Origin of the sequence: Mesorhizobium sp. M5C.F.Cr.IN.023.01.1.1 (assembly GCF_003997585.1) — a bacterium.
GTDB lineage: Bacteria > Pseudomonadota > Alphaproteobacteria > Rhizobiales > Rhizobiaceae > Mesorhizobium > Mesorhizobium wenxiniae.
Genome location: NZ_RZSU01000027.1, coordinates 28,411 through 41,528, shown reverse-complemented (window position 1 = coordinate 41,528; position 13,118 = coordinate 28,411). Strand labels below are relative to the sequence as shown.

The window sequence follows — 13,118 nt, the reverse complement described above, 5'->3', positions numbered from 1 at the left end:
GAACACCGCGACGACATTTCCTGAGCCGCCGGGCATTGTCCGGCCGTTCGCGCCTGCTTTTTAAGTGAAAAACATCCGATGGCAACCGAACGATACAATCCGCGCGCATCAGAGCCCAAATGGCAGAAGGCCTGGGACGCCAAGAAGCTGTTCGAGGCTGACAACGACGACCCGCGCCCGAAATACTACGTGCTCGAGATGTTCCCTTATCCGTCGGGGCGCATCCATATCGGCCATACCCGCAACTACACGATGGGCGACGTGGTGGCGCGCTACAAGCGAGCCAAGGGTTTCAACGTGCTGCACCCGATGGGCTGGGATGCCTTCGGCATGCCGGCCGAGAACGCGGCGATGCAGAACAAGGTCCATCCCAAGGACTGGACCTACCAGAACATCGCCGCCATGCGCGAGCAGCTCAAGGTCATGGGCCTGTCGCTCGACTGGGCACGCGAATTCGCCACCTGCGATGTCGACTACTACCACCGCCAGCAGATGCTGTTCCTCGATTTCGTCGAGAAGCGGCTGGTGACGCGCAAATCCTCCAAGGTCAATTGGGATCCGGAGGACATGACGGTGCTTGCCAACGAGCAGGTCATCGACGGACGCGGCTGGCGCTCGGGCGCGCTGGTCGAACAGCGCGAGCTGACGCAGTGGTTCTTCAAGATCACCGACTATGCGCAGGATCTGCTGGACTCGCTGGAAGGCCTCGACGAATGGCCGGAAAAAGTGAAGCTGATGCAGGCGAACTGGATCGGCCGTTCGGAAGGCCTGCTGATCCGCTGGCCGCTGGCCACTCCAGTCGACGGCGAAGATGAGCTGGAAGTCTACACGACGCGGCCCGACACCATCTTCGGCGCCTCCTTCATGGCGGTCGCAGCTGATCATCCGCTGGCGAAGAAGGCGGCCGAAAGCAATCCGGCGCTGGCCAAGTTCATCGACGAGGTTCGCCATATGGGCACTTCAGTGGCGGCACTGGAGACAGCCGAGAAGAGGGGTTTCGATACCGGCATCCGCGTCGTCCATCCGTTCGACGAGGCGTGGGCGCTGCCTGTCTATGTCGCCAATTTCGTGCTGATGGAGTACGGCACCGGCGCCATCTTCGGCTGCCCGTCCGGTGACCAGCGCGACCTCGACTTCGCGAACAGATACGGCCTGCCGGTCATTCCGGTGGTGATGCCGGAAGGCGAGAACCAGGGAAACTTCCAGATCATCGACGAGGCCTATGTCGGCGACGGCGTGATGATCAATTCGCGCTTCCTCGACGGCATGAAGCCTGATCAGGCGTTCGACGAGGTGGCGAAGCTGCTGGAACAAAAGACCATCGGCAATCGGCCGGTGGCCGAGCGCAAGGTCAACTTCCGCCTGCGCGACTGGGGAATTTCGCGCCAGCGCTACTGGGGCTGCCCGATCCCGATGATCCACTGCGAGGATTGCGGCGTGGTGCCGGTGCCGAAGGCGGACCTGCCGGTCAGGCTGCCGGACGACATCGAGTTTGACCGGCCGGGCAATCCGCTCGACCGCCATCCGACATGGCGGCATGTGAAATGCCCGCAATGCGGCAAGGATGCACGCCGCGAAACCGACACGATGGACACGTTCGTCGATTCGTCCTGGTATTTCGCGCGCTTCACCGCACCCTGGGCCAACGATCCGACCGATCCCAAGGCAGCTACCGAATGGCTGCCGGTCGACCAGTATATCGGCGGCATCGAGCACGCCATTTTGCACCTTCTCTATTCACGCTTTTTCACCCGCGCCATGCGCGAGACCGGACATGTCGATCTGGCCGAGCCGTTCAGGGGCCTGTTCACGCAAGGCATGGTGGTGCACGAGACCTATCGGGTCGGCAGTGGCTCCAACAGCCGCTGGCTTGCGCCCAGCGAGGTGCGGCTGGAGGACGTCGACGGCAATCGCCGGGCCATCGAAATCGCGACCGGCGAAGAGGCGGTGATCGGCCCGCTCGAAAAAATGTCGAAGTCGAAGAAGAACACGGTGAGCCCGGAAGAGATCACCGACGGCTACGGCGCCGATACCGCGCGCTGGTTCATGCTGTCGGACTCGCCGCCCGAGCGTGACGTCGAATGGACCGACGAAGGTGCTGCCGGCGCGCACCGCTTCATCCAGCGCATCTGGCGCCTGGTGTCGACGGCTGCCGAATCGCTCGCCGGAATCCAGCCGGCAGCGGCGAGAGAGGGCGAGGCAGGGACTGTTTCCAAGGCCGCGCACAGGGCGTTGAAATCGGTCGGCGAGGATATCGAAAAGCTCGCCTTCAACCGTGCCATCGCCCGCATCTACGAGCTCGCCAATGCGCTCACCACGCCGCTCAACGAGGCGGCCGAAGGCAAGGCCGATCCGGCGCTCAAGGCTGCGTGCCGGCAAGCCGTCGACATCCTCGTGCATCTGATTGCGCCGGTGATGCCGCATCTGGCCGAGGAATGCTGGCAGACGCTCGGCGGCACCGATCTGGTCGCCGAACGGCCCTGGCCTGTCTATGATCCGTTGCTTGTCGTCGACAGCGAGATCGTGCTGCCGGTCCAGGTCAACGGCAAGAAACGCGGCGATTTGACAATTGCCCGCGACGCGGACCAAGGTGCCGTCGAAAAAGCGGTTCTGGCTCTCGACTTCGTGCAGAAAGCGCTCGAAGGTAAGGCACCGCGCAAGGTGATCATCGTCCCGCAGAGGATCGTCAATGTCGTTGCCTGATCCGAGGAAGACAGAAGTGGCGCATTTGCTGCGCCGTACCGCGCTGTATGGCCTGGTCGCTTCGGTCGCGCTGGTTTCGGCCTGCACGGTTCGCCCGCTCTATTCGAGCGCGCCGCTGTCGGCCGGTTCACAAGTTGGCGCTGCCGCCGAACTCGCGTCCATCCAGGTCAAGCCGGTCAACACCCGCTACGCCCAGCAGGTCCGCAACAATCTGATCTTCGCGCTTGGCCAGGGCACGGGCGAGCCGGCGTCGCCCGCCTATTCGCTCGATCTCGGCGTTACCGAACTTGTTGAATCAGCTGCGACCGTGCAGGTCACGACCGATGACGACGAGCCAACAGCGGGCACGGTGACACTGACCGCGAATTATGTGCTGACCGACGCCAAGACCGGCAAGACCATCGCGACCGGCAGGCGCTCGATAGCGTCGTCCTTCGATAAGCCCCGTCAGGAATTTGCCTCCTACCGGGCGCAAATCGACGCCGAGAACCGCGCGGCGCGCGAACTGGCGGACCTGCTGCGCCTGTCGATCGCCCAGGATCTGGTCAAGCACGGCAAGACGGTGGCGGGTTAAAACTTTTCGGCGGGGATCGAGACGTTCCGGCTACGCCGAGGTCTAGTTGCTCGCGCACAAAAAAGGCCGATTGCTCGGCCTTTTTACGGGAACGCGGCGTCTTAATTTCAGCCGACCCTCTAATTTCAGCCGATCTTCTGGCCTGTCTTGGCCCAGTCGGCGAGGAACTGCTCCAGGCCCTTGTCGGTCAGCGGGTGCTTGACCAGCGCCTTCAGCGTCGCCGGCGGGGCGGTGATGACGTCGGCGCCGATCAGTGCGGCCTGCTTGACATGGTTCACCGTGCGCACCGAGGCGGTCAGGATCTCGGTCTGGAAATCATAATTGTCGTAGATGGTGCGGATGTCCGCAATCAGTTCCATGCCGTCCCAGCCGCTGTCGTCGATGCGGCCGACGAAGGGCGAGATGAAGGAGGCGCCGGCCTTGGCGGCGAGCAGCGCCTGGGTGGCCGAGAAGCACAACGTAACATTGACCATGCGGCCCTCCGACCGGATATCCTTGCAGGCCCTCAGGCCGTCGAGCGTCAGCGGCACCTTGATGCAGACATTATCGGCGATCCTGGCCAGGATCTTGGCCTCCGCCATCATGTCCGTGTATTCGGTGGCGACGACTTCGGCCGAGACCGGGCCCTTGACGATCTCGCAGATCTCTCTGGTGACGTCGGCGATCTTGCCGCCGGATTTGAGGATCAGCGAGGGATTGGTGGTGACGCCGTCGAGCAGCCCCAAATCGTTCAGCTCACGGATTTCCTTGACATCGGCGGTGTCGACAAAAAATTTCATGACGGTCTCCTGAAGAATTTTCATGTGCATGTCATGCACATTTGGGGTCGGACTTTGATCTAGACGAAAGTCGGGGCAAGGTCACGCCTCATGATCGAAGATTCGCCCTTTATCGCAGCTGCGCCGGTGCTGGTGCCGATGCCCGCCGAGCGGCCCTACACCTATGCCGTGCCCGCCGGCATGCGCGTGGTGCCGGGCTCGATCGTGCGCGTTCCGCTCGGTCCGCGCCAGGTCGCCGGCATCGTCTGGGACGGCGCCGTCGAAAAGGTCGATGCCAAAAAGCTGCGCCCGATCGAGCAGGTCTTCGACTGCCCGCCGATCGACCGCGCCATGCGCCGCTTTGTCGACTGGATCGCGCAATACACGCTGTCGCCGCCCGGTATGGTGGCGCGCATGCTGCTCAGGGCACCCGAGGCCTTCGACCCGGAACCGTGGATCGAAGGGCTGCAACGCACCTTCGCCAAACCCGACCGGATGACGGGTGCGAGGATGCGCGTGCTGGAAACAGCCGAAGGCGGGCTCGCCTGGACGCGGTCCGGGCTGGCGCATGCGGCCGGCGTCTCGTCGACCGTTATCGACGGGCTGAAAGCGCAAGGCGTCTTCGATACGGTCATGATCCCGCCGCGACCGGTGGTCGCAGCACCCGACCCGGGCTACGCCCAGCCTTCGCTGATGCCGGACCAGTGCGATGCGGCCGAGATGCTGCGCACCAATGTCGCCGCCGGCGCATTCGGCGTCACGCTGCTCGACGGGGTGACCGGATCGGGCAAGACGGAGGTCTATTTCGAGGCGGTTGCGGCGGCGCTCGACCGTGGCATGCAGGTGTTGATCCTGCTGCCGGAGATCGCGCTGACCCATGCCTTCCTCGAGCGCTTCCAGGAACGGTTCGGTGCCAAACCGGCGGAATGGCACTCGGACCTGCCGCCAAAGATGCGCGAGCGCGTCTGGCGGCAAGTGGCGGAAGGTGGCGTGCGCGTCGTTGCCGGCGCGCGTTCGGCGCTGTTCCTGCCGTTCAGGGAACTCGGGCTGATCGTCGTCGACGAGGAGCACGACCCGGCCTACAAGCAGGAAGACCGCGTCTTCTACAATGCGCGCGACATGGCGGTGGTGCGCGGCCATATCGGCGGCTTTCCGGTGGTGCTCGCCTCGGCGACACCGTCGGTCGAAAGCCGCGTCAATGCGAGCCAAGGCCGCTACAGCAGGGCGGTGCTTTCGGCGCGCTTCGCCGAGGCGGCGCTTCCCGACCTGAAGACAATCGACATGCGCCGCGCTCCACCGGCACGCGGCGGCTTCCTGTCGCCGGTGCTGCTTGGCCATATGCGTCAGACGTTGGAGAAAAAGGAACAGTCGCTGCTGTTCCTCAACCGGCGCGGCTATGCGCCGCTGACGCTGTGCCGGGTCTGCGGCCATCGCTTCGGCTGCCCGGTGTGCTCGGCCTGGCTGGTCGAGCACCGCTTTCGCGGCCAGCTCGTCTGCCACCATTGCGGACACAATGAGCGACGGCCCGAGGCCTGCCCGGAATGCGGCACGCTTGATCATCTGGTCGCCTGCGGGCCGGGCGTCGAACGCATCGCAGAAGAGGTCGTCGCGCATTTCCCCGACGCCCGAACCATCGTCTTGTCGTCCGACCTGATGGGCGGCGTGCGGCGGCTGAGGCTGGAGCTCGAAGCCATCGCCAAGGGCGAGGCCGACATCGTCATCGGCACGCAGCTCGTCGCCAAGGGCCACAATTTCCCCAACATGACGCTGGTCGGCGTGGTCGACGCCGATCTTGGCCTGGCCAATGGCGATCCGCGCGCCGCCGAGCGCACCTTCCAGCTGCTCAGCCAGGTCACCGGCCGCGCCGGCCGTACCGGCAAGAAGAGCCTTGGCCTGCTGCAGACCTTCCAGCCCGACCATCCGGTGATGCGGGCGATCGTCTCCGGCGATGCGGAGGCCTTTTACGAGCGCGAGATCGCCGAGCGCGAGCGGGCGGCGCTGCCGCCCTTCGGCCGGCTCGCCGGCGTCATCGTCAGCGCGGCGACGCGGGCGGAAGCCGAAGGGCACGCCCGCGGCCTGCGGCGGGCGGCGCCCCAGGCCTCCGACCTGTTCGTGCTCGGCCCGGCCGAGGCGCCGCTGTCGCTGATCGGCGGCCGCCATCGCTTTCGCCTGCTGATTCAGGGCGAGCGGCGCGCCGACATGCAGGGTTTCATCCGCGCGATGCTGGCCGAGGGACCGAAGATACGGGGCTCGGTCAAGGTGCAGGTCGATATCGACCCACAAAGCTTCTTGTAGCATGGCGTCCGACCGCTATCTTTAGTGGGTAACCCACAAATGACCGCGAGCGGGTGAATATGAGTTTTCTGACAAGTGTCGTTTTTTTGGCGCTGCGAGCCGGTTGGGTGATTTTTAGCATTTTCTTCCTTACAGCTCTGATTTTTAGCCACCACCCAATTCTGTATTGCCTTCTGTTTTTTACGCTTATCATCGTGGCGAAGGTTGGCTGTAATCATCTGAGGCCATGGCGTCGGGACGAGTACAAGTTCAGAGGGACTTCGAACCGCTGAAAGAGATCATCAGGTCCTTCTGGAGTGTCGCCGAATGAAAACCCTTGGCCTGCTCGGCGGCATGAGCTGGGAATCGACCGCGATCTACTACCGCCTGCTCAACGAGATCGTGCGAGAGCGGCTGGGCGGGCTGCATTCGGCAAAACTGCTGCTGTGGTCGTTCGACTTTGCCGAGATCGCCGAGCGTCAGCACAAAGGAGACTGGGACGGCGCCGGCGTGCTTCTCGCAGAAGCCGCGCGCAAGCTCGAGGCTGGGGGCGCCGAAGGCCTGCTGATCTGCACCAACACCATGCACAAGCTTGCCGACCAGGTGCAGGCGGCGGTGGCGATGCCGCTGATCCATATCGCCGACGCCACCGCCGTCGCGATCGGCCGGGCCGGTGTCAACCGCCCAGGGCTGCTGGCGACGCGCTTCACCATGGAACAGGACTTCTACAAGGGCCGCCTCATCGACAAATACGGACTTCATCCCGTTGTGCCGGATGAAGCCGGGCGCGATATGGTGCACCGGGTGATCTACGATGAGCTGTGCCAGGGCATCGTCAGCGAGGTATCGAAGGCGGCCTATATCGACGAAATCGCCCGCATGCGGCGTGATGACAAGATCGACGGCGTCATCATGGGCTGCACCGAGATCACCATGCTGATCGGCCAGCAGGTTTTCGACGTTCCTGTGTTCGACACGACGCGCATCCATGCCGAAGCGGCGGTCGAATTCGCTCTGGGTTGATGCGCTTTGCGCAATTCACCGACGCCATCTGGCGCATGTTTCTTCCTTCGCTAGAATGCCCAAAATTTCGAAACAGCCATTTTGCGAGGGGACAAGGATGGAATTTGCGTTTCCGTGGCCGATGAGCCAGGGCGAGTGGCTGGCGTGGTCGAGCGCCGTCGTGACCTTGCTGTTCGGCCTGCTGCTGTTCCTGGCGCCGGGGCTGGCCTTCCGGATTCTGCGGCTGCAGGTCAAGCCTGAGAAGGCGGCAGCGATCGCCGAAGGGCGCGGCAGGATGTCGGGCTTCTATCTCGGAGTCGGCCTGTGCTGCATTCTGCTGGCGCAACCGCTGCTCTACATGGCGCTTGGTTTTTCCTGGCTGTTCACCGCCTTCGGCCGCCTGCTGTCGATGATGTCGGACGGCGCCAACACACCTTTCAACTGGGCGTCCATCGTGGTGGAACTGGTGCTGGCGGCGCTGCCGCTTGCCTTCGCCTTCGGCTTTGTGGCTTGAATCAAAGGGTAATTCGGGACCGACGGTCGAACCGCAACGCCAGATGCGACAATAGTGCCTGAAAACCATGCGGGACGACGCATTGCGGTCTTAAAATGCCTGTGCTAGACGGCAATCGACTTTCGGCCGGGGATAGCGGAAGCCGCGCCTCCGTGCTTGGAAAAATGCAGTAAGGTCAAAGATTTAGCTAGAGTTTTCGCTCGCGCCAACAATCTGCGGCCTGTCAGACAAGAGAAAAGACGGTCCGTGGCCCAATCGTCATCGCCAATCTCAGGTGTCGCAGAGCGCTATGCGGGTTCGCTGTTCGAGCTCGCGCTCCAGGCGAATTCAGTGGCCCAGGTCGAGGCCGACCTCAACAGTTTCGCGGCGATGCTCGAAGGCAGTGCGGACCTTACCCGTCTGATCAACAGCCCGGTGTTCTCCAGCGAGGACCAGGCCAAGGCCATTGCGGCGATCGCCGACAAGGCAGGGATCACCGGCCTCACCGGCAATTTCCTGCGCGTCGTCGCCCAGAACCGCCGTCTGTTCGCCATCCCCGGCATGATCAAGGCATTCCGCCAGGTCGCCGCCGAGCACCGTGGCGAGACCGCCGCTGAAGTTACCTCGGCGCATGCGCTGACCGACGCCCAGCAAACCGAGCTGAAGGCGGCGCTGAAAAGCGTTGCCGGCAAGGATGTCGCGATCACCGTGACCGTCGATCCGTCGCTGCTCGGTGGGCTGGTGGTCAAGATTGGCTCGCGCCAGATCGATACGTCGCTCAAAACCAAACTCAATTCGCTCAAGCTTGCACTGAAAGAGGTCGGCTGATGGACATCCGCGCCGCGGAAATTTCCGCAATTCTGAAAGACCAGATCAAGAATTTCGGCAAGGAGGCCGAGGTCTCCGAAGTCGGCCAGGTTCTGTCCGTCGGTGACGGCATCGCCCGCGTCTATGGCCTCGACAATGTCCAGGCCGGCGAGATGGTCGAGTTCCCCGGCGGCATCCGCGGCATGGCGCTCAACCTCGAAGCCGACAATGTCGGCGTCGTCATCTTCGGCGCCGACCGCGACATCAAGGAAGGCGACATCGTCAAGCGCACCGGCGCTATCGTCGACACGCCTGTCGGCATGGGCCTGCTCGGCCGTGTCGTCGACGCGCTCGGCAACCCGATCGACGGCAAGGGCCCGATCCAGGCGACCGAGCGCAAGCGCGTCGACGTCAAGGCGCCCGGCATCATTCCGCGCAAATCGGTCAATGAGCCGATGTCGACCGGCCTCAAGGCCATCGACGCGCTGATCCCGGTCGGCCGCGGCCAGCGCGAGCTGGTCATCGGCGACCGCCAGACCGGCAAGACCGCGATCATCCTCGACACGATGCTCAACCAGAAATCGGTGCACGAACACGGGCCGGAGAAGGAAAAGCTCTACTGCGTCTACGTCGCCGTCGGCCAGAAGCGCTCGACCGTCGCGCAGTTCGTGAAAGTTCTCGAAGAGCGCGGCGCGCTCGACTATTCGGTCATCATCGCCGCCACCGCGTCCGATCCGGCGCCGATGCAGTTCCTGGCGCCGTTCACCGCCTGCACCATGGGCGAATATTTCCGCGACAACGGCATGCATGCGCTGATCAGCTACGACGACCTATCGAAGCAGGCCGTCGCCTACCGCCAGATGTCGCTGCTGCTGCGCCGCCCGCCCGGCCGCGAAGCCTATCCGGGCGACGTCTTCTACCTGCATTCGCGCCTGCTGGAGCGGGCCGCCAAGCTCAATGACGACAATGGCGGCGGTTCGCTGACGGCGCTGCCGATCATCGAGACCCAGGCCAACGACGTGTCGGCCTACATCCCGACCAACGTCATCTCGATCACCGACGGCCAGATCTTCCTGGAAACCAATCTGTTCTTCCAGGGCGTCCGCCCGGCGGTCAATGTCGGCCTGTCGGTGTCGCGCGTCGGTTCCTCGGCGCAGATCAAGGCGATGAAGCAGGTCGCCGGCTCGATCAAGGGCGAGCTCGCGCAGTATCGCGAAATGGCGGCCTTCGCCCAGTTCGGCTCCGACCTCGACGCCGCCACGCAGCGCCTGCTCAACCGCGGTGCGCGCCTGACCGAACTCCTGAAGCAGCCGCAATTCTCGCCGCTCAAGGTCGAGGAGCAGGTCGCGGTGATCTTCGCCGGCGTCAACGGCTATCTCGACAAGCTGGCAATCGACCAGGTCAGCAAATTCGAGCATGGTTTGCTCAGCCACATGCGCTCGGCCGGCAAAGAGGTGCTCGACGGCGTCCGCAAGGAGAAGGCGCTGTCGGACGATCTGCGTGCCAAGCTGAAGGCGGAGATCGACACCTTTGCCAAGACCTTTGCTTGAACGAAGCCGGACGGACGGGATCAGGTTTGAGGCATGCCTTCACTAAAAGACCTTCGTAACCGTATCGCCTCGGTCAAGGCGACGCAGAAGATCACCAAGGCGATGCAGATGGTCGCCGCGGCGAAGCTGCGTCGCGCGCAGGAAGCGGCGGAAGCGGCGCGCCCCTATTCGGAGCGCATGGGCGCTGTGCTGGCCAACATCACCCAGGCGATCGGCGGCGGTGGCGAGGCCCCGGCGCTGATGACCGGCACCGGCAAGGACGACGTGCATCTGCTCGTCGTCTGCACCGCCGAGCGTGGTCTGTGCGGCGGCTTCAATTCGCAGATCGCACGCCTTGCCCGAGACCACATCCGCAAGCTTTTGGCCGACGGCAAGCAGGTCAAGATCATCTGCGTCGGCAAGAAGGGGTTCGACATCCTGCGCCGCGACTACGCGGCGCTGATCATCGAGCGCGTCGACCTGCGCGAAGTGAAGACGCTCGGCTTCGTCAATGCCGATGCCATTGCCAAGAAAGTCATCCAGCTCTTCAACGACGGCGGCTTCGACATCTGCACGCTGTTCTACTCGCAGTTCAAGTCGGTGATCAGCCAGATCCCGACGACCCAGCAGATCATCCCGGCAGGCGTGCCTTCCGCTGCCACCGAGGCGACGGACGGCGGCAGTGCCGTCTATGAATACGAGCCGGAGCCGGGCGAAATCCTCTCCGACCTCATTCCGCGCAACATTTCCGTACAGGTCTTCCGCGCTCTGCTCGAAAACGCGGCCGGCGAGATGGGCGCCAAGATGAGCGCCATGGACAATGCGACGCGCAACGCCGGCGACATGATCAACAAATTGTCGATCACCTACAACCGCCAGCGGCAGGCGCAGATCACCAAGGAATTGATCGAAATCATTTCGGGCGCCGAGGCGCTCTAGGCGCGCTCCCATGAAGGTCAGCGACCTTCAGGCGGATTGCGTGAGAAACAAAGAGACGAAAAGGGTAAAGACGATGGCGAAAGCAGCGACCCCCCAGAAGGCGGCCCCGAAGGCTGCCGCGACGGCGGCAGCACCGGCAAAGGCTCCGGCAGCGGCAGCGAAGGCCGCTCCGGCCAAGAAAGCGGCCGCGCCCGCCAGGGCTGCCGCGGCGAAGGCGCCGACCGTTGCCATCAAGAAGACTGGCTTGGCCGGCAAGGTTCGCCAGGTCATCGGCGCCGTTGTCGACGTGCAGTTCGGCGAACATCTGCCGGCGATCCTGAACGCGCTGGAAACGTCCAACGTCGGCAATCGCCTCGTGCTCGAGGTGGCCCAGCATCTCGGCGAAAACACCGTGCGCTGCATCGCGATGGACTCGACCGAAGGTCTAGTTCGCGGCCAGGACGTCTATGACACCGGCGCACCGATCACCGTGCCGGTCGGCCCCGGCATGCTGGGTCGCATCATCAACGTCATCGGCGAGCCGGTCGACGAGGCAGGCCCGGTCGACGGCATCGAGATGCGCTCCATCCACCAGCCGGCTCCGACCTATGTCGAGCAGTCGACGGAAGCGCAGATCCTGGTCACCGGAATCAAGGTCCTCGACCTGCTCGCGCCCTATGCCCGCGGCGGCAAGATCGGCCTGTTCGGCGGCGCCGGCGTCGGCAAGACGGTGCTGATCCAGGAACTGATCAACAACGTCGCCAAGGCGCATGGCGGCTTCTCGGTGTTCGCCGGCGTCGGCGAGCGCACCCGCGAAGGCAACGACCTCTATCATGAGTTCATCGAGTCCGGCGTCAACAAGAAGGGCGGCGGCGAAGGATCCAAGGCGGCGCTGGTCTATGGCCAGATGAACGAGCCGCCGGGTGCGCGCGCCCGCGTCGGCCTGACCGGGCTGACGGTTGCCGAATATTTCCGCGACCAGGGCCAGGACGTGCTGTTCTTCGTCGACAACATCTTCCGCTTCACGCAGGCGGGTTCCGAAGTGTCGGCGCTGCTCGGCCGTATTCCCTCGGCCGTGGGCTACCAGCCGACGCTGGCCACCGACATGGGCGCGCTGCAGGAACGCATCACCACCACCACCAAGGGTTCGATCACCTCGGTGCAGGCGATCTACGTGCCGGCCGACGATCTGACCGACCCGGCGCCGGCGACTTCGTTCGCCCACCTCGACGCGACGACCGTGCTCAACCGCGCGATCTCGGAAAAGGGCATCTACCCGGCCGTCGATCCGCTCGATTCGACCTCGCGCATGCTCGACCCGATGGTCGTCGGTGAAGAGCACTACCAGGTCGCCCGCCAGGTGCAGTCGATCCTGCAGCGCTACAAGTCGCTTCAGGACATCATCGCCATCCTGGGCATGGACGAGCTGTCGGAAGAGGACAAGCAGACGGTGGCCCGCGCCCGCAAGATCGAACGCTTCCTGTCGCAGCCGTTCTTCGTCGCCGAAGTGTTCACCGGCGCGCCGGGCAAGCTGGTCGACCTCGCCGACACCATCAAGGGCTTCAAGGGCCTCTGCAACGGCGACTATGACCACCTGCCGGAAGCCGCCTTCTACATGGTCGGCGGCATCGAAGAAGCGGTCGAGAAGGCACAGCGCCTGGCGGCCGAAGCGGCATAATCAAGCGAATAGGGAGTAGTGAGTAGTGAGTAGAGAATAGCAGGTGTGTGACGTGGGCCGTTTGGACCCTTTCACTACTTACTACTCACTATTCCCTCCTCGCTAAGGTGATATGGCTGAAGCTTTCCAATTCGAACTGGTCTCACCGGAGCGCCTGCTGGTTTCCGAGCAGGTCGAATCCGTCGTCATTCCGGGCGCCGAAGGCGAAATGACCGTCATGGCCCATCACGCGCCGGTCATGACCACGATCAAGCCGGGCGTCGTCACGGTGAAGACGGCGGCTGGCCAGCAAGAACGTTACGTCGTGTTCGGCGGCTTCGCCGATATCGTTCCGGCCGGCTGCACGCTGCTCGCCGAATCGGCGGTAACCGTCGGCGACATC

The 13,118-nt window shown here is 63.8% G+C and carries 11 protein-coding genes; 10 read left to right on the top strand and 1 reads right to left on the bottom strand.

The features are described 5' to 3' along the window. Positions 1-78 precede the first annotated feature (78 nt). Both leuS and lptE read left to right on the top strand, forming a co-directional pair. A complete protein-coding gene (leuS, locus tag EOA78_RS13720; RefSeq protein WP_127315591.1) occupies positions 79-2,703 on the top strand; it encodes a leucine--tRNA ligase in 2,625 nt (874 codons plus the stop codon). Beyond that, a complete protein-coding gene (gene lptE / locus EOA78_RS13715) occupies positions 2,690-3,277 on the top strand; it encodes an LPS assembly lipoprotein LptE (RefSeq protein WP_127315590.1) in 588 nt (195 codons plus the stop codon). Before leuS ends, lptE begins: the two co-directional genes overlap by 14 nt. Before the next feature lie 125 nt (positions 3,278-3,402). Here lptE and fsa read toward each other — a convergent pair whose 3' ends face one another. Then, entirely contained in the window at positions 3,403-4,056 is a 654-nt protein-coding gene (fsa, locus tag EOA78_RS13710) for a fructose-6-phosphate aldolase (protein ID WP_029349054.1), read from the bottom strand. A gap of 90 nt (positions 4,057-4,146) precedes the next feature. Here fsa and EOA78_RS13705 point away from each other — a divergent pair, with 90 nt between their 5' ends. The 8 genes from EOA78_RS13705 to EOA78_RS13665 all read left to right on the top strand — a co-directional run. Beyond that, a complete protein-coding gene (locus tag EOA78_RS13705; RefSeq protein ID WP_127315589.1) occupies positions 4,147-6,330 on the top strand; it encodes a primosomal protein N' in 2,184 nt (727 codons plus the stop codon). 306 nt (positions 6,331-6,636) lie between these two features. Beyond that, on the top strand, positions 6,637-7,332 hold the full coding sequence (locus tag EOA78_RS13700) for an aspartate/glutamate racemase family protein (RefSeq protein WP_127315588.1): 696 nt from the start codon (positions 6,637-6,639) through the stop codon (positions 7,330-7,332). Between the two features lie 97 nt (positions 7,333-7,429). Next, positions 7,430-7,825, top strand: a complete 396-nt coding sequence (locus EOA78_RS13695; protein WP_127315587.1) for a DUF4345 family protein — start codon at positions 7,430-7,432, stop codon at positions 7,823-7,825. Between the two features lie 246 nt (positions 7,826-8,071). Further along, positions 8,072-8,632, top strand: coding sequence for a F0F1 ATP synthase subunit delta (locus EOA78_RS13690; protein ID WP_029349048.1), 561 nt, complete (start codon positions 8,072-8,074; stop codon positions 8,630-8,632). Further along, on the top strand, positions 8,632-10,161 hold the full coding sequence (atpA, locus tag EOA78_RS13685) for a F0F1 ATP synthase subunit alpha (RefSeq protein ID WP_127315586.1): 1,530 nt from the start codon (positions 8,632-8,634) through the stop codon (positions 10,159-10,161). The genes EOA78_RS13690 and atpA overlap by 1 nt, the downstream gene beginning before the upstream one ends. 33 nt (positions 10,162-10,194) lie before the next feature. After that, a complete protein-coding gene (locus EOA78_RS13680) occupies positions 10,195-11,079 on the top strand; it encodes a F0F1 ATP synthase subunit gamma (RefSeq protein ID WP_127315585.1) in 885 nt (294 codons plus the stop codon). 73 nt (positions 11,080-11,152) lie between these two features. Beyond that, positions 11,153-12,736, top strand: a complete 1,584-nt coding sequence (gene atpD / locus EOA78_RS13670; RefSeq protein WP_164783745.1) for a F0F1 ATP synthase subunit beta — start codon at positions 11,153-11,155, stop codon at positions 12,734-12,736. Positions 12,737-12,848: 112 nt separating this feature from the next. Then, on the top strand, positions 12,849-13,118 hold a 270-nt coding region (locus EOA78_RS13665; RefSeq protein WP_245477493.1), incomplete at its 3' end, for a F0F1 ATP synthase subunit epsilon.

Bases quoted from the DNA above. Each gene is read 5' to 3' on its own strand.
- EOA78_RS13705 (WP_127315589.1), top strand. From the start codon at position 4,147: ATGATCGAAGATTCGCCCTTTATCGCAGCTGCGCCGGTGCTGGTGCCG.
- atpA (WP_127315586.1), top strand. From the start codon at position 8,632: ATGGACATCCGCGCCGCGGAAATTTCCGCAATTCTGAAAGACCAGATC.
- atpD (WP_164783745.1), top strand. From the start codon at position 11,153: ATGGCGAAAGCAGCGACCCCCCAGAAGGCGGCCCCGAAGGCTGCCGCG.
- lptE (WP_127315590.1), top strand. From the start codon at position 2,690: ATGTCGTTGCCTGATCCGAGGAAGACAGAAGTGGCGCATTTGCTGCGC.
- leuS (WP_127315591.1), top strand. From the start codon at position 79: ATGGCAACCGAACGATACAATCCGCGCGCATCAGAGCCCAAATGGCAG.
- EOA78_RS13695 (WP_127315587.1), top strand. From the start codon at position 7,430: ATGGAATTTGCGTTTCCGTGGCCGATGAGCCAGGGCGAGTGGCTGGCG.
- EOA78_RS13680 (WP_127315585.1), top strand. From the start codon at position 10,195: ATGCCTTCACTAAAAGACCTTCGTAACCGTATCGCCTCGGTCAAGGCG.
- fsa (WP_029349054.1), bottom strand. From the start codon at position 4,056: ATGAAATTTTTTGTCGACACCGCCGATGTCAAGGAAATCCGTGAGCTG.
- EOA78_RS13700 (WP_127315588.1), top strand. From the start codon at position 6,637: ATGAAAACCCTTGGCCTGCTCGGCGGCATGAGCTGGGAATCGACCGCG.